This is a genomic window from Mesorhizobium sp. M0058 (genome assembly GCF_040323095.1).
Taxonomy (GTDB): Bacteria; Pseudomonadota; Alphaproteobacteria; order Rhizobiales; family Rhizobiaceae; genus Mesorhizobium.
Genome location: NZ_JAMYUQ010000011.1, coordinates 224869 through 240470, shown reverse-complemented (window position 1 = coordinate 240470; position 15602 = coordinate 224869). Strand labels below are relative to the sequence as shown.

At 65.5% G+C, this 15602-nt stretch carries 11 protein-coding genes; all 11 read right to left on the bottom strand.

Translation table 11 applies throughout. The features are described 5' to 3' along the window. Nucleotides 1–101: 101 nt before the first annotated feature. Complete coding sequence (locus NKJ75_RS20755) at nt 102–383, bottom strand: cupin domain-containing protein (protein WP_023681396.1); 282 nt, start codon at nt 381–383, stop codon at nt 102–104. Nucleotides 384–511: 128 nt separating this feature from the next. Continuing rightward, nucleotides 512–835, bottom strand: a complete 324-nt coding sequence (gene trxA / locus NKJ75_RS20750) for a thioredoxin (RefSeq protein WP_023672297.1) — start codon at nt 833–835, stop codon at nt 512–514. Between the two features lie 72 nt (nt 836–907). Beyond that, entirely contained in the window at nt 908–4429 is a 3522-nt protein-coding gene (gene addA, locus NKJ75_RS20745) for a double-strand break repair helicase AddA (protein ID WP_352500120.1), read from the bottom strand. Beyond that, a complete protein-coding gene (gene addB / locus NKJ75_RS20740; RefSeq protein ID WP_286489094.1) occupies nt 4426–7563 on the bottom strand; it encodes a double-strand break repair protein AddB in 3138 nt (1045 codons plus the stop codon). The genes addA and addB overlap by 4 nt, the downstream gene beginning before the upstream one ends. Beyond that, on the bottom strand, nt 7560–8264 hold the full coding sequence (locus NKJ75_RS20735) for a nucleotidyltransferase family protein (protein WP_031197320.1): 705 nt from the start codon (nt 8262–8264) through the stop codon (nt 7560–7562). Before NKJ75_RS20735 ends, addB begins: the two co-directional genes overlap by 4 nt. A gap of 14 nt (nt 8265–8278) precedes the next feature. Further along, a complete protein-coding gene (gene tsaE / locus NKJ75_RS20730; RefSeq protein ID WP_023672299.1) occupies nt 8279–9790 on the bottom strand; it encodes a tRNA (adenosine(37)-N6)-threonylcarbamoyltransferase complex ATPase subunit type 1 TsaE in 1512 nt (503 codons plus the stop codon). A gap of 8 nt (nt 9791–9798) precedes the next feature. Next, nucleotides 9799–12363, bottom strand: coding sequence for a sensor histidine kinase (locus NKJ75_RS20725; RefSeq protein ID WP_023672300.1), 2565 nt, complete (start codon nt 12361–12363; stop codon nt 9799–9801). 308 nt (nt 12364–12671) lie between these two features. Next, on the bottom strand, nt 12672–14072 hold the full coding sequence (gene ahcY / locus NKJ75_RS20720; protein ID WP_023681401.1) for an adenosylhomocysteinase: 1401 nt from the start codon (nt 14070–14072) through the stop codon (nt 12672–12674). 207 nt (nt 14073–14279) lie between these two features. Next, a complete protein-coding gene (locus tag NKJ75_RS20715) occupies nt 14280–14570 on the bottom strand; it encodes an HPr family phosphocarrier protein (protein WP_023672303.1) in 291 nt (96 codons plus the stop codon). Then, complete coding sequence (locus tag NKJ75_RS20710; RefSeq protein ID WP_023672304.1) at nt 14567–14968, bottom strand: PTS sugar transporter subunit IIA; 402 nt, start codon at nt 14966–14968, stop codon at nt 14567–14569. Before NKJ75_RS20710 ends, NKJ75_RS20715 begins: the two co-directional genes overlap by 4 nt. 164 nt (nt 14969–15132) lie before the next feature. Further along, nucleotides 15133–15594: an HPr kinase/phosphorylase gene (locus tag NKJ75_RS20705; protein WP_023687429.1), complete on the bottom strand. Its 462-nt coding sequence runs from the start codon at nt 15592–15594 to the stop codon at nt 15133–15135. Nucleotides 15595–15602 lie beyond the last annotated feature (8 nt).

Sequence of the window (15602 nt, the reverse complement as noted above, 5' to 3'; positions counted from 1 at the left end):
TGAAGCCCGCGACCGGACGGAAGCCCGGCAAGCCTAGGCAGGCCAAAAAAACCGTGGCTCAAACTAAATAGACATCGGCGGCCGCGGCACCAGTCTGAGGCCTATTTCAGCTCGATCTCGATGAAGGCGTATTCGCCGTCATTGGCGCTGATGACGTCGTGCTCGACGCCTTCCTTGCGGAAGTAGGGCGCGCCCTTCTTCATTTCAGCAAAACTCTCGCCGTCCTTGGTCACCAGCTTCACCTTGCCGTCCATCAGCGGCACCACGACGTAGTCATGGCCATGCCGGTGCCAGCCGGTGTTGTCGCCGGGCTGGAAGCGGTATTCGGTGACGATGACGCGCTCATTGTCGATGAAGACGGTGGCCTTGGCGGATCCGGTCATTCTGTTTCTCCTGTCCAGCCTCAGCAGAAGACATGGAGGCTTCAGGCGCGAGTGCCAGAGAGGTCAGGCGATAACGCCAAAGAAAAGCCCGGCGCGAGGGCCGGGCTTAACGTGAAATTTCTACAGGATCAGGCGAGGCTGCCATTGATCCAATGCGACAGCGCGGTCTTCGGGGCGGCGCCGACCTTCATGTCGGCGACTTCGCCGCCCTTGAAGATCATCAGCGTCGGGATCGAGCGCACGCCGAACTGGGCGGCAAGCTCGGGGTTCTCGTCGATGTTCAGCTTGGCGATCTTGATCTTGTCGCCGAGTTCGTTGGCGATCTCTTCCAGCGACGGACCGATCATCTTGCAGGGGCCGCACCATTCGGCCCAGAAATCCACGACGACGGGCTGCGAGGCGTTGAGCACATCGGCCTGGAAATTGCTCTTGTCGACCTTGACGGTGGCCATGCGAAATCCTTTCGAAATTTATCTCGCACCAAATGTGGTGGTTGAGCAGCCCTTCTTCAAGCAGAACTTGTGTCACGCTCCCGTGAGTCGGGCAAGGGCGTCATCCATCGCCTGCGCCGGCAGTTCGATAAGCCTCGGTGCCTCGGTGAACAGCAGTGCTGCCGTCACCGCGCGGCCGGGGTAAAGCGGCTGGAGCAGCGCGCGGTAGAGCGCCAGCTGCAGTATATAGGCCGGCGGCACCTGGGCCAGGCCTGCGGGCGCCGGCCGGTTGGTCTTGTAGTCGACGATCGATACGCGCCCGGGCGTCACCGCCAGCCGGTCGATCTTGCCGGAGATCGAGCGCAGCCTGCCCTTGACCTCGATACTGCCCATGACGGCCACTTCGGCGCGGGACGACGGCGAAAACAGCCCGGCAAAACGCGAATCTCTGAGGATCGCCATCACCGAAGCCAGCGCCTTGTTGCGCTCGGCCTCCGACCAGTCGGCGCCGGCTCGAATGAGATACTGCGCCGCCGCGCCTTGCCGTTCGTCTTCGGCAAAACCGGGCAGCATCTGCAGCAGCTTGTGCAGCGCCAGCCCGCGCATCACGGCAAAACCGGGCTCCGCTTCGCTGTCCAGCACCGGCGAACGCGTATCGACGACCGCCTCCTTGCCCTCGTCGATCAGCGCCGAAGCGCCGGAAGGCGATAGCGGGCGCGGCAGTTCTTCATAAGGCGGCAAAGGGCGAAACAGGTTTGCCGGCAAGAACGGCAAAAGCGGTTGCGGCAGCCGCGCCTCGTCGGCGGCTGCCAGCGCCACCGGCGGCAGCTTGGTGATGACGAAGCGATGCACCGGCTCGCCGCTGGCGGGATGATGGCGCTCCGTGCTTTCCGGCGCTGCCAGCAGCGCGCGGCTGACGATCGAATGCCAGGTGCCGGTGCTGGGCTGACGCTTGCCGTGATAGCCGCAGACGATCAGCCGGTCCTCGGCGCGTGTCATGCCGACATAGAGCAGCCGCCGGTATTCGTCGTCGGCAAGCTCCCGCGCCCTGGCCGAGGCCGCCTTGGAGAAGCCGTTGGCGACATCGGCGGCCGAGCGCCAGAGATAGCCCTTGCCGTCGAAATTGCGGCCCGAAGCGTCGAACGGCATGAGCCGCGGCAGATGCTGGTCGCTGAACGGCGCCGACCCGCCATCGACCAGGAAGACAACAGGCGCTTCCAGGCCCTTGGCGGCGTGCACGGTCATCACGCGGACCTCGTCGCGCGTCTGGTCCATCTCGCGCTTGATCTCCGGGCCGGTGTTCTCCAGCGTCGCCAGAAAGGCTTCCAGCCCCGGCAGTCCGGTGCGTTCCTCGGCCAGGCAGAAACTCAGGAATTCGTCGAGGATGTCGCCGGCTTCCGGTCCAAGCCGGGCGATCATCTTCTTGCGCAGGCCGTCGCGCGCCAGCACCCCGGCGTAGAATTCGAACACGGGCCGGAACGCCGCCTCGTTGGCCCAGCCGTCGAGCCGGGCAACGACATCGGTCAGCGCGGTATTGTCGCCAGCATGCTGGCGTAGTGAGGCGATCAGCGATGTTCCGGCTGGCCGTCCGGCGCCAAGCGTAAAAAGCGTCTCCTCCGACACGTCGAAAACCGGGCTGCGGAGCACGGCGGCGAGCGACAGATCATCCTGCGGCTGGATGAGGAAATGGCCGAGTGCGATCAGGTCCTTGACCGCGATGTGGCCGGGCAGGCTCAGCCGGTCGGCGCCGGCGACGGGAATATCGCGGTCCTTCAGCGCGCGCGACAGCGCATGGACGAAGCGGTCGCGCTTGCGCACCAGCACAAGAATGTCGCCGGCCCTCAGCCTGCGTCCCTTGCCCTCGATGATCTCGCGGTCCTTGAGCCAGGCCTGGATGGTCGCAGCCACGTGCTCGGCCACCCGCACAGCCGGCGCGCTGGCATGATTGACCGGCAACGTCCAGTCGTCGGGCTCCTCGACGGCGTCAGCGCCGAGCGACGGCCAGACCTCGACATAGCCAGGCGCGTCGTTGCGGATCGCCTTATGGTCGAGCGGATCGGGGTCATGGCTGATGCCGCGCCGCACGCCCGGATCGGCAAAGACGCGGTCGACGGCGGCAAGCACGTCGTCGGTCGACCGGAACGACCAGGTCAGTTTCAGGTCGGCAAACGAAGCATTGGCGGCGTTCACGCGTCCGGAAAACAAGAGCCGGCTGTCGGCGAAGGAATCCGGCGCGGCACCCTGAAAGGAATAGATCGACTGCTTTTCGTCGCCGACGGCGAACACCGTGCGATTGGTCGTGCCGCGCTGGCCGTGGCCGGCAAAGAACTCCTCCGCCAGCCGCTTCACCACCTCCCATTGGTCGGGGCTGGTGTCCTGCGCCTCGTCCAGCAGGATGTGGTCGATACCCTGGTCGAGCTTGTACTGCACCCAGGGTCCGGCATCCGGCCGCGCCAGAAGGTTGACGGTGCGGGTGATGAGGTCGTTGAAGTCGAGAAAGCCGCGGCTGCGCTTCAGGCGCTCGTACCGCACGATCAGCCAGTCGGCTATGGTCAACGCCGCGACCGTGCCTTCCAGCATCCGGAACAGCGCCAGCCGGTCGGAGACCTCTGTTATCGCCTTGACGGCCGCCAGATAGCGCTCGGGAAGGTCGGGCAGCCGGCCGAGCAGCGCCTTCTTGAACAACTTTGAGGGATCATAGGGGTCGCCATCGGCCTTGAGAAAGGCTTTGCCGAGCATCTGCAGCCGGCGGGTCGGGTCCGTCTCGGCAAAGGCCAAGCGGGCATAGGGCAAGAGATTGTTGAGCACGGTGCGGGCGTCGGCGGCCTCGGCGGCACTGGCGAACACTGCAAAGAAGTCCAGCAGGAAACCCGGCAGCGGCCATACCGATGCCGCTATGTCTTCGGCGTTCTGCCCGGGGCGAAAATGGAATTCGTCGAACAGGGCCCGAAAGCCGGCGCCGTCGCGCCGGACCGCATCGATGAAGCCGCGTAAGCCGTCGCGCTTGCGCACGATTTCGGCGAGCAGCGCGTCGAGCCCGTGTTCGCCGCCGCGCTCCAGCACGGTGGCAAAGGCCTCGGCCAGTCCGGTGTCTCCGGCTGACGTGCCCGAAATCATGTCGCGTCGCGCCGCGGCGAACAGCGAGGCCTCCATCTGCGGATCGAGCATTTCGAAATGCGCCGGGATGTTGGCCTCCAGCGGAAACTGGTGCAGCACCGATTCGCAAAAGGCGTGGATGGTCTGGATCTTCAGCCCGCCCGGCGTTTCCAGCGCTTCGGCAAACAGCCGGCGCGCCCGCCGCATCGTGTCGCGGTCGGGCCGGCGGTCGTCCACCGCCTCAATCTTTGTGGCAAGCTCGGCATCGCCGAGCGCCGTCCATTCCGACAGGGTCGAGAACACGCGGTTCGACATGTTGGCGGCCGCCGCCCGCGTATAGGTCAGGCACAGGATCTTCGACGGATCGGTGCCGTTGAGCAGCAGCCGGATGACGCGCTGGGCCAGCACATGCGTCTTGCCCGAGCCGGCATTGGCGGACACCCAGGCCGAGTTCTTCGGGTCGGAAGCGCGCGTCTGGCTGGCGGCGGTTTCGCCGGGAATGGGATAGGCTTTCTTCATGCCTCCCCCGCCTCGTCATCGCTGTCGCCGCCGGCGGACCATTCGAGCACGCGCGCCAGGTGGTCGTAGTCGCCATCGCTCTCGCCTTCGCGAAACGGCAGCGCCCGCGACAGATAGCCGGTCGTCGGATCGGCATAGTGGACCAGCAGCTTTTCCAGCCGCGCCCAGGCCTCTTCGGCGAGGTCTTCTGCGGTCCGGGGCTGGCGGTTGTAGTCGAGGATGGATTCCTCGAACACTTCGCCATTCGGCTTCAGCCGCACGAATGCAAGCTGCGAGGGTTCGCGCGCGCCAAGCCCCTTGAAGGCGCCGCGCCGGAGCAGCGCCCCTTCGAGCGCCAGCTGTGGCGCCAGCAGCGTGTGCGCCTGCGCCTTGGACGGCGAGGAGCCGGTCTTGTAATCGAGAATGTCGGCCATGCCACCGGCCAAAAGGTCGACGCGGTCGGCATAGCCGGACAGCGTCACACCGGTACGGCCGACAGCCGTCTTTTCGGCGCGCTCCTCGGCATGCCGCCGGGCGACGGCAGGGGCGCGGCCGCGCTCCCATTCGATGATGTTGGCGGCGAGCTTTTCGAAGCGCGGCCACCACACCGCCTCGACATCGGCGGGTAGGGCAATGTCGGCGAAGCAGGTCCGGCCGGCAGCGATGAGGCGTTCCAGAGCTTCGGGCGCGCGGGGATCCGCCACCTCTGTCGAGAACAGATGCAGGATGTCATGAAACAGCGTGCCGCGCTCGGCCGCACCGGGATCGCGGATCACCGGCTCGAGCGGCAGAAGGCTCAGAATACGCTTGGCATAGACCGCATAGGGGTCGCGGCGCAGCGTCTCGATCTCGGTCACCGAGAAGTGGGTGGGCCGCATGCTCAGCGGCGGTTTCGGCTGCGGTCGCGGCGCGAAATGCTGCCGCTCGCCGGCATCGAGCGCGCGCGCCCAGGCAAGCAATTCGTCGCCGCGCCCGCGCAATGCGGCCGCCGGATCCTTGCCGATGAAGGTGAGGATGCGCTGCAGCCAGCGCGACGGCACCGCCGGTGCGTCGCCGGCTCGGGCGGAGCGCGTCAGCACCACCTTTTTCGCCCCCATCGCCATCTGGAAGTCGTGGGCGGCAAGGCCGATACGGCGCTCCGGCGGCTCGAGATCGATGCCGGTCTTCATCAACCGCGACATGAAGCGATCGCTTTCCGGCTTGCGTGGCCACACGCCCTCGTTCAGCCCGCCAATGACCAGCGTGTCGACATTCTGCAGCCGCGCTTCCAGCGCCCCCCAAATGGCGATGTTGCGGTCGGTGCCTTGCCCGGGCTTGACCGTTTCCGGTGCTACCAGCGCGTCCATCACATCAGGCCATTCGTCGGCCGGGAAGTCGAACGAGGCCGAGGCCGCGACCACACCGCGCAGCAGCTCGGCGAGTTTCTCGCCGGCGTCGCCGGCATAAAATTCAGCCAGGCTGCGCTCCGCCGTGCGGCCGAGATTTTCCAGCGCGGCGACGCTCGCTCTGGTCAACGCGACAAGATCGGCATTCTCTTCACCGCGAAAGGCGGTCAGCGGCGCCAGTGCCGTCACAAGCCGGCTCAGCATATCGCGGGCATCGTCGATGCCGCGCACGCTCAGGCGCGAAAACCAGAAGGGCTGGCGCTTGTCCCCGCTCAGCCCGGCGAGACGCTCCTCGAACAGTGCTGGCAAGGCGGCGATGTCGGGGCGTCCGGTGCCGCCGCGCAGCGCCACGAGTTCGATGAGCTCGGCGGCATGGCGCACGCCGGTGCGCTCAAGTCCGAGCCCGAGCAGCGGATGCTTGAGCAGCGACAAAAGGCCGACGGGATCGCCGGGCCGGAATACCGCTTGAAGTGTGAGCCGCAGCAGGCTGGCGGCAGGCGTGTTGGCGAGCGGCGTGCCGCCGGAATCGTCAGCGATCACACCGAAGCGCAACAGCTCGGCCGAGACGCGCCGCGCCAGCCCGCGGTCGCCGGTAACGAGCGCTGCCCTGTGCCCCGGCTGTTCCACGGCGGTTTTCAGCGCGATGGCGATCGCCGCCGCCTCGTCGCGTTCGCTGGCGGCTTCGACCAGCGTCACATCGGCGAAGGCCTCGGCGATATCCAGGGCGTTGAAGCGTATGCGGGTCTCGGCCCATAGTTCCGTGGTCTCGGCCGGACGCAGCGCCTCGCCGACAAGGGCCGCGCGGAGCACCAGTGCGGGCTCGGCGGCGACCACTTCCTCGACATCGCCACGCAGCACGCCAACCTTGCCGATCAGCTTGGCCATGCCGTATTGTGGGTGGCCGAGCAGTGCCGGCCGCGCACCGGGCGCCGCAATCGCGGCAAAAGACGGTTCGTCCAGCATCCCATCGAGCCCGGGCAGCACCACGGCGCCGTTAGGCAGGCTGGCGACCGTGGCAAGCAGTTCAGCCGTGGCCGGAATAGAGCCCGTCGAGCCGGCGGCGATCACCGGGCCTTTGGGCGGGTTGCGTTCCAGCCGCTTCGCCTCGCGCCGGATCAGCGCATTGCGGTGCGCGGCCGGGTTGGAGCGGTCGCGCTCCTCCAGCAATTTCGGCCAGGCCTCGGTGACGATACGGAGGAAATCGAGCGTCACCAGCCACCAACCGGCAAGATTGCCGGTGACCAGATCGGCAAGCCTGGTCCAGTCCGTGCCTTCGGTTTCGATTTCGTCCATGAGCCGGGCGAGGTCGCGCGCCAGCCAGATCGCATCGGCGGCGGAGGCCGGCACGACAATCTCTTCGTTGAACATATCAAGGACATGCGCCGGCAGGGTGCGCTTCCAGGCCTGCACCAGCGGCGCCAGCAGCAGCAGGCGTTCGATGGCTGCGATCGGCGGCGCCATTTCAAGCTCGGTCGGCGTGCCGGCGTCGAAGGCGGCTTCGTCCTGGTCGAACTCTCCGAGCGGGCGGATGACCGGCAGGATCGCCGAACGGCGGCTCCCTCCCGGTCCCGAAAGCGCGTCGACAAAGGCGCCGCGCAGCGCACGGGCCGCGCGCCGTGTCGGCACATAGATGGTGACATCAGCCAGCGCCAGCGGATCGCCGTCGAACCGGAAGCCGGGCACCAGCCGTCCGGCCAGCAAGGCCTCGGCCAGAGTCGGCAGGAATGGCGCTCCGGGCGGGATCGAAAGAACGCGGCGCGCGCCGCTCATACCACCTTCGCGAGAGCTTCGGCGGCGGCCGCTTCCGCCTGCGGAATGGCGTCGGGAGTGCCGACGGTGATCCAGCTTCCGCGCATCTGCATGCCGAACAGACGGCCAGAGGCGATTGCCTTGTCGAAATAGGTGTTGAGCGAATGCGCCCCGGCCGGCGCATCCCTGAAGATGGCGGGATTGACGATTGCCGCTCCGGCATAGATCAACCCGGCCGGATCGCCTTTCGAGCGCCGCAGGCCGCCATCCGGCGCCATCAGGAAATCCGTGCCGACACCGTGTCCGGTGGCCGAGTCGAGATCGGTAAGCATCAGCAGAATATCCATTTTCGCGCCGTCCCATGCAAGGGCAAGGCGCTCGAGGCTGGGCTGGCCGCTGTCGATCCAGAACGTATCGGCGTTGATGATGTAGAAGGGGTCGCTGCCCAGCAGCGGCAATGCCTTGACGATGCCACCCGCCGAATTCAGCAGTGCGTCGCGCTCGTCGGAAATGACGATCTTTGGCGCCCGCCTGTGGGCGATATGGGCGACGATCTGGTCCGGCAGATAGTGCACGTTGACGATGGCTTTCTCGACGCCGGCCGCTTCGAGACTGTCCAGCCCCCAGTCGAGCAAGGTCCTGCCGGCGATCCGCACCAGCGGCTTCGGCATGGTGTCGGTGATCGGCCGCATGCGCTTGCCAAGACCAGCCGCCAGCACCATCGCTGTGGTCAAGGTCACGGGAGCCGTTCCTCCAGCAGGCCATGTGCCATGTAAAACTCCTTCAACTGAGCCAGCGCCGGGTGCGCCAGCGCCCGCCTGAGATAATCGCGGATGCGCGGCAGGTGTCGGAGATAATAGGGCTTGCCGTCGCGCTTTTCGAGCCGCACGAAAATGCCGAGGATCTTCGAATTGCGCTGCGCCGCCATGATCGCATAGGCCGCGCGGAAGGCGTCCTCATCGAAGCCGCCGGCGGCGTGGCGCGCAGCGACATAGGCGTCCACGGTCCGCTGCTCGATATCGGGCGAAACGGTGACGCGGGCATCCATGGCCAGCGACGCAACGTCATAGGCCGCCGGACCCATCAGCGCGTCCTGGACATCGACGATGCCCAGCCGGTCGTGGCCTTTGCGGTCACCGCGCCAGATGATGTTGGGCGAATGGAAGTCGCGCAGCATCAGCGTGTATTCCTGTGTGTCCAGCCGATCGAGAACCGCGTTCCATTCCCTGTGATAGCCGGCGCGTAAAGCCTCGCTTGCCGGGCTGCCGGTCACCATCGGCACATACCAATCGACCAAGAGATCGGCTTCGATCAGCATGGCGGCGCGATCGAAGGGCGGCACCTCGTGGAAGACGCCCGGCACGGCCTCCATGCGCTGCGGCCAGGTCTTCCCATGCATCATCGCCAGCAATTCGGCCGCTGCCGCGTAGCGCTCGGCCACCGGCTCATCATTGCCGTCGAGAAAACCTTCCGAGCCCAGATGCTCCAGCAGCAGAAAGCCCCGTTCGAGATCCTCGGCATGGATTTTTGGGACACTGACACCTTGCGCCAGCAGCGCCTTGTCGATGGCGACGAAAGCGGTGACCGACTGCGCCGTGTGGGCGATCACGGCATAGGGCTTGCCGTCGCGCACCGGCGGCCCCAGCACCAGCCTTGGCGAATTCATCAGCACGCGCGGCGCAAGGCCGGCGAGCGAAACAATCTCGTAAGAGCGCGCCGAGGCGTCGCCGACGAAATGGCGCCGCGCGGCGTCGCCCCAACCGGCCGTTTTGAGGAAATCGCGCATCGCCAGCGATCGCGCCACGCGTTCGAAGGCAACGCCTTGGCCCGATAGTTTCGCCAATCGTCCTTCGTCCTGATGGACGAGTTCGATCCAGATCGACGTTCTCGGAAGAGCGGCCTCCGCCCGTTCCGGCCACTCGACAAGGGCAGCGCCCTGCAGCAGCGCCTCGTCGAAACCCAGCTCGTCCATCTCGCCGGCCGAGGACAGGCGATAGAGATCGAAATGGTGCACGGGGATGCGCGTGTCGTAGCTTTGCACCAAGGTGAAGGTAGGGCTCGGCACATCGAGGCCGGCATCATCGGCCAGCGCCCTGATCAGGGCCCGCGCCAGCGTCGACTTGCCGGCGCCGAGATCGCCCTTGAGCGCCAGCACGTCGCCCGGCCGCAGCGCCATGGCCAGGTCTTCGCCGAGCCTTGCGGTCGCAGCCTCGTCGGCGAGAAAACGCTCCAGCACAACAACAGTCATCGAGCGCGCTACTCGGCCGCGGCGCGGATGCCCGACGGTGCATCGGGGAAGGTGCAGATGACGGTGGTGCCCTTGTCCTTGCCGGTCTCGATGCGCACGCTGCCGCCGTGCAGCTCGACAAAGCTCTTGACGATCGACAGGCCTAAGCCCGCACCGCGCCGGCGCCCGCCATTGGTGCGCGGCTCGAAGCGGCGGAACACCGAATCGAGCAGGTCCGGCGGCATGCCGGGGCCGTTGTCATGGACGGAGAATTCCACACCTTGCTCCAAATGCCGGCAGGCAAGCGTGATAGTGCTCGCCTCCGGCGCGTAATTGGCGGCGTTGCTGAGCAGATTGTAGAGGATCTGGCGAACCCGGGTCTCGTCGCCGTGAAAACTCTTCGGCGCCGCAGCGGCGTCGATCCGGAGCTTGATCGAATGCTCTTGCAGCCGGTCGGCGACCAGTTCGGCCGCGGCCTCGATGGTGCGCTCGACGCTTACTTCCGAAATGTCGAGCTGCATGATGCCGGCGTCGACGGTGGCGAGGTCGAGTATGTCGTTGACGATGGTGAGCAGCACCGAGGATGACGAGCCGACATGCTCGACATATTCGCGCTGCTTTGGGCTGAGCGGCCCGGTCGCCGGCAGCGACAGAAGCTCGGTGAAGCCGATGATGTTGGTCAGCGGCGAGCGCAGCTCGTAGGAGACATGCTGCACGAACTCGTTCTTCAGCTGGTCGGATTTCTGCAGCGCTTCGTTCTTGTCCTTCAGCGCGCGCTCGACATTGACGCTGTCGGTGACGTCCACAAAGGTCATCATCACCTGGCCGTTGGGCAGCGGGATGACGGCGTAGCTGAGCACTGTGCCGTTCTTCAGTTCGGTCTGGCCATGGCGGTCGCGGCGCTCGTCGTCGAAACCGGTGATGGCGGCGACGAACCCGCCCCACGGGCTGTCGACGGCGCGCTGGTCGCTGAGATCGCGGATCGCCGAGACATGGACGTTGGGCTTGATCACATCCTGGCTCAGTCCCCACAGCGCGACAAAGGCCGGGTTCGACAGGCGCAGCCGCCCATCGGGACCGAACACGGCGACGCCTTCGGCCAGATTGTCGAGCGTTTCGCCCTGGACCCGCACCGCCGTCTGGTAGCGGCTTTCGAGGTCCATCTTCTCGGTCAGGTTCTCGAACACCCAGGTCACGCCGCCCTTCGGCTGCGGGTTGGCCACCACGCGGATGGTCTTGCCGTCGGGCAGATGCCACCAATGCTCTTGCGATTCCACCGCGCGGTAGGCGCCAAGCAGGCCTTCTTTCCAGCGCCGCCATTCCGGCTGCTCGGCGATCTTGCCTTCGCTGCGCAGCCGGTCGAGCAGCAGCGCATTGTCGGGCGCGCTGTGCAGGAAGCCCGGGTCCAGCCCCCACAGTTTCTGGAACGCCTGGTTGAAGAAGCGCAACTTCTCGTTGGCATCGAAGATCGCCACCGCCGTGTTGAGCTGGTCGAGCGTGTCGGCATGGCTGCGCACCGTGCGCTCATATTCGCCGCGAATGGTTTCGGTGGCGCTGGTGTCGCAGGCAAGACCGGCCGAGCCGTCGGCACCGGCGAAGTCGGTGACGGCGAACACCCGGCGGTCGCCCTCGATCACCGTCGACAGCGTCTGTTCGAAGATCGGGCGCGATTTGTGCTGCGCGGCGATCTGTTCGCGCGCTTGGGCGCCGAGGAATTCCTTGGCTTCGCGCACCGCGGTCTCGGCGTTCGGTGCCTCGACCGCTCCGGCATAGGCACGGTTGACCCATTTCAGCCGCCCGTCGGTGGCGCGCAGCCAGGCCGGCATCGGCAAGGCGTCGAGCAGGCCGATCATCGTCTCGTAGTCGGCGGCCAGCCGCTGGTTCTCGATCTTCAGCCTGGCCTGGCTTCGCTGCGTCTCCGACAGCGAGACGAAGCGCACCAGCACATGCGCGGCGCTCTTGCGGCCATGCACTTCAAGCGGCGCCCCGGCCTGCGATTCGATCACGAGATCAAAGGGTTTCGCTTTCTCGCGCAGACCAGCGACGGCATTTTCGAGCGCCGCCGCCGAGCGCGGCATCAGCCAGCGGCCGAAGGCGAGGAAGGCTGCACGGTCGTCCGGCGCACCGCTTTCCAGCGGCAGCGTGCCGATCAGCTCCGGCTTCTTGTTCTCCGACGCCCAGACGATGACGCGCTGGTCACGCAGATTGAGCAGCGCCTCGGAGCGCTGCAGCGCCGCATTGATGTCGGCAATGCGGGCTCTGAGTTCGACATTCTGCGCCGAGGTGCGGGCTCTTTCGCGGATCAGGAAGATGGCCGAGACCAGTGCCGCGCCCATGACGCCGACGAACATGGCGAGCTGGATGACTTCGACCGCGCTGACCGACAGTCCGGCCTTCTGCGCAATGGCCGGCTCGGCATGGGCGGCAAACGAGGTGAGCGGGCCGGCAAGAGCTGAGGTGGCAAGAAAGCCGGCGGTGCGGGCGCCAACGCGCCTCTTCAGGCCACCGCCTGTCGTGACGGAGCCATTGCTATCGGAATCGTCATGGCCGCCGGAAACGGCCGATCCCGCGCGAGGCGGGTTTTCCCCCGGCATGCCTTGGTCCTCTTCGCCGCCTGAATGCAAGACCGCCTAGATCAGGATCACGTTTGATGGAAACGCCCTTCTGACCTAACTCTTTTCTAAAGGGCATGATCTTTTCCGAAAACCGCTTCCCACTTTTCGCTGACGCGGTCCTTCGGTTCGAATCATGCTCTCGATGCGTACGCCGGCCTCGTCCCCGGCCCACGAATCAGCACAATAGCGCGTGCTGGAATCGGCGTGAAGAATCATCCGCGCAAAAAAGAAGCCGGGCGAAAAGTCAATCGCCCGGCTTCAATATCTAGTGGTAAACGCCGCTTTGGCTAATAGCGGTAGTGTTCCGGCTTGAACGGACCCTGCGGGGTCACGCCGATATAGGCGGCCTGTTCGCCGGAAAGTTCGGTCAAGCGGGCTCCAAGCTTGTCGAGATGCAGACGCGCCACCTTCTCGTCGAGGTGCTTGGGCAGCACATAGACCTGGTTCTGGTACTGGCCGGGCTTGGTGTAGAGCTCGATCTGCGCCAGCACCTGATTGGTGAACGAAGCCGACATCACGAAGCTCGGATGACCGGTCGCGTTTCCGAGGTTGAGCAGGCGCCCCTCGGACAGCAGGATCATCCGCTTGCCGTCCGGGAAGGTTATCATGTCGACCTGCGGCTTGACGTTGGTCCATTGCAGGTTGCGCAGCGACGCGACCTGGATCTCATTGTCGAAGTGGCCGATATTGCCGACGATCACCATGTCCTTCATCGAGCGCATGTGGTCGAGGGTGACGACATCCTTGTTGCCGGTGGTGGTGATGACGATGTCGGCGGTCGGTGCGGCATCTTCCAGCGTGACGACTTCAAAGCCGTCCATCGCCGCTTGCAGCGCGCAGATCGGATCGACTTCGGTGACCTTGACGCGGGCGCCGGCGCCCTTGAGCGAAGCCGACGAGCCCTTGCCGACGTCGCCATAGCCGCAGACGACCGCAACCTTGCCGGCCATCATGGTGTCGGTGCCGCGGCGGATGCCGTCGACCAGCGATTCCTTGCAGCCATATTTGTTGTCGAACTTCGACTTGGTGACCGAGTCGTTGACGTTGATCGCCGGGAAGGGCAGCAGGCCCTTCTTCTGCAGCTGGTAGAGCCGGTTGACGCCCGTCGTCGTCTCTTCGGTGACTCCGCGAATGGCTTCCTTCTGCTTGGTGAAGAAGCCGGGTGAGGCCTTCAGGCGCTTCTTGACCTGGGCGTAGAAGTATTCCTCTTCCTCGCTCTGCGGGTTGGACAGCACGTCCTCGCCGGCCTCGGCGCGGGCGCCGATCAGTATGTACATGGTGGCGTCGCCGCCATCGTCGAGGATCATGTTGGAGAGGCCGCCATCGGCCCACTGGAAGATCCTGTCGGTGTAGTCCCAATACTCCTCGAGCGACTCGCCCTTGACGGCGAACACCGGGATGCCGGCCTCGGCGATGGCTGCGGCCGCATGGTCCTGGGTCGAGAAGATGTTGCACGAGGCCCAGCGGATATCGGCGCCAAGCGCCTTCAGCGTCTCGATCAGCACCGCAGTCTGGATGGTCATGTGCAGCGAGCCGGTGATGCGCGCACCTTTCAACGGCTTCTTGTCGCCGAATTCCTCGCGGCAGGCCATCAGGCCCGGCATTTCGGTTTCGGCGATATCGAGTTCCTTGCGGCCCCAGCCGGCAAGCGAGATGTCGGCGACCACATAGTCCTTGCTACCTGTCATGGCAGTGCTCCGGTGTGATTTGTCTTCAGAATGCGCCTGCGCCACACGGCGCGTCCAAGGGCGCGGGATGCCGGCCTGACTAGCAGATCGCCGCCAAGACGACAATGGGATATAAAGAAATCTTTATGCGCGTATGTGTTTTACGGGGATGCATGCCGCCCAAAAGTATCCCGCGGTTTTGGGACAACGGCGTCCAAAGCAAAAACTTCAGCACTCTTCGCCGAAGCGCGAGGCGACCAGCTGCTCCAGCGCGTCCATCGCCGCTGCGGCTTCAGCGCCGCTGGCGGTGACGCGGATCGAATAACCGGGGCTCGCCGCCAGCATCATCAGCCCCATGATCGAGGTGCCGCCGACCTTGAGACCATCCTTCTCGACATGGACGGTGGCGTCGAAGCCGCTGGCGACCTGGACGAACTTCGCCGAGGCGCGCGCATGCAGGCCGCGCTGGTTGACGATCGGGAACTCGCGCACGATCTCACCGGGCGACAGCGCGTTCATTTGCTGCTCAGCAGCTGACTTGCGACGTTGATGTATTTGCGCCCCGCGGCCTGCGCCTCGTCGAGCGCGGTCGCCATGTTGTCGCCCTTGCGGATCGACGACAGCTTGATCAGCATCGGCAGGTTCATGCCGGCGATGACCTCGGTGCGACCGGATTCCATCACCGAAATGGCGAGGTTGGAAGGCGTGCCGCCGAACATATCGGTCAGAACGATGACGCCGGTCCCGGTGTCGACGCGGCCGACGGCGTCGACGATATCGCGCCTACGCTGCTCCATATCGTCGTCGGCGCCGATTGCCACGGTTTCGAAATTGTCTTGTGGCCCCACGACATGTTCCACGGCATGGCGGAACTCGGCGGCCAGTTGACCGTGCGTTACAAGCACGAGTCCGATCATTCTATGGTGGCTCCCGTCATCGCCGCTTCACAGGCGCTTTTTATGCTCGCCGGCCATCCCAGGCGGCGGGAGCGCTATCTTGTCGACGCGCGGCGCGTTGACAAGCCCAAAATTGCGTCGGCCATGGCCAATTTGACGCATTGCAGCAAAAAACCGGCGGCGGATCATACGAAAGGCGCAATCGCCAGCCGCGCCATTACCGCCGGCAAAGCCGCAGTGACGTTGCGCTGAACGAGGTCGATGCGCGGCACCACACAGCCGGCAATGGTCGCGCTCGACTCTTCCTGGAAACGCTCCACAGCGTTAGCGGCAACCAGCTGGATCGTAAGGTCGATGACTCCCACAGATTGGAACAAAAGCGGCTTCGGACCAAGTCCGGGCACCTCTGCGAGGCCGGCAATGCTGGCGGGCGCATGGCAGACCAGCCGCCCGAAACGCGCCGCGACAAACAGCTGGTCGTCGCCGATCAGCCGCGCAAACAGCCCGAGCCGGCTGAAATGGTCGATGAGCGCCAGCGCCAGCGTTGTCTTGCCCGAGCCGGACGGCCCGGTGATCAGGACGCCCCGCTCGCCAATCAGGACTGCGGTGGCATGGATGTTCTCGGGTTCCGCGGTGGGATCGGGCATGCGCAGCC

Coding starts and splice junctions, on each gene's coding strand:
- addB (WP_286489094.1), bottom strand. CDS start 7,563: ATGAGCGGCGCGCGCCGCGTTCTTTCGATCCCGCCCGGAGCGCCATTC.
- tsaE (WP_023672299.1), bottom strand. CDS start 9,790: ATGACTGTTGTTGTGCTGGAGCGTTTTCTCGCCGACGAGGCTGCGACC.
- NKJ75_RS20705 (WP_023687429.1), bottom strand. CDS start 15,594: ATGCCCGATCCCACCGCGGAACCCGAGAACATCCATGCCACCGCAGTC.
- ahcY (WP_023681401.1), bottom strand. CDS start 14,072: ATGACAGGTAGCAAGGACTATGTGGTCGCCGACATCTCGCTTGCCGGC.
- NKJ75_RS20725 (WP_023672300.1), bottom strand. CDS start 12,363: ATGCCGGGGGAAAACCCGCCTCGCGCGGGATCGGCCGTTTCCGGCGGC.
- NKJ75_RS20755 (WP_023681396.1), bottom strand. CDS start 383: ATGACCGGATCCGCCAAGGCCACCGTCTTCATCGACAATGAGCGCGTC.
- NKJ75_RS20735 (WP_031197320.1), bottom strand. CDS start 8,264: ATGGTGCTGGCGGCTGGTCTTGGCAAGCGCATGCGGCCGATCACCGAC.
- NKJ75_RS20710 (WP_023672304.1), bottom strand. CDS start 14,968: ATGATCGGACTCGTGCTTGTAACGCACGGTCAACTGGCCGCCGAGTTC.
- trxA (WP_023672297.1), bottom strand. CDS start 835: ATGGCCACCGTCAAGGTCGACAAGAGCAATTTCCAGGCCGATGTGCTC.
- NKJ75_RS20715 (WP_023672303.1), bottom strand. CDS start 14,570: ATGAACGCGCTGTCGCCCGGTGAGATCGTGCGCGAGTTCCCGATCGTC.
- addA (WP_352500120.1), bottom strand. CDS start 4,429: ATGAAGAAAGCCTATCCCATTCCCGGCGAAACCGCCGCCAGCCAGACG.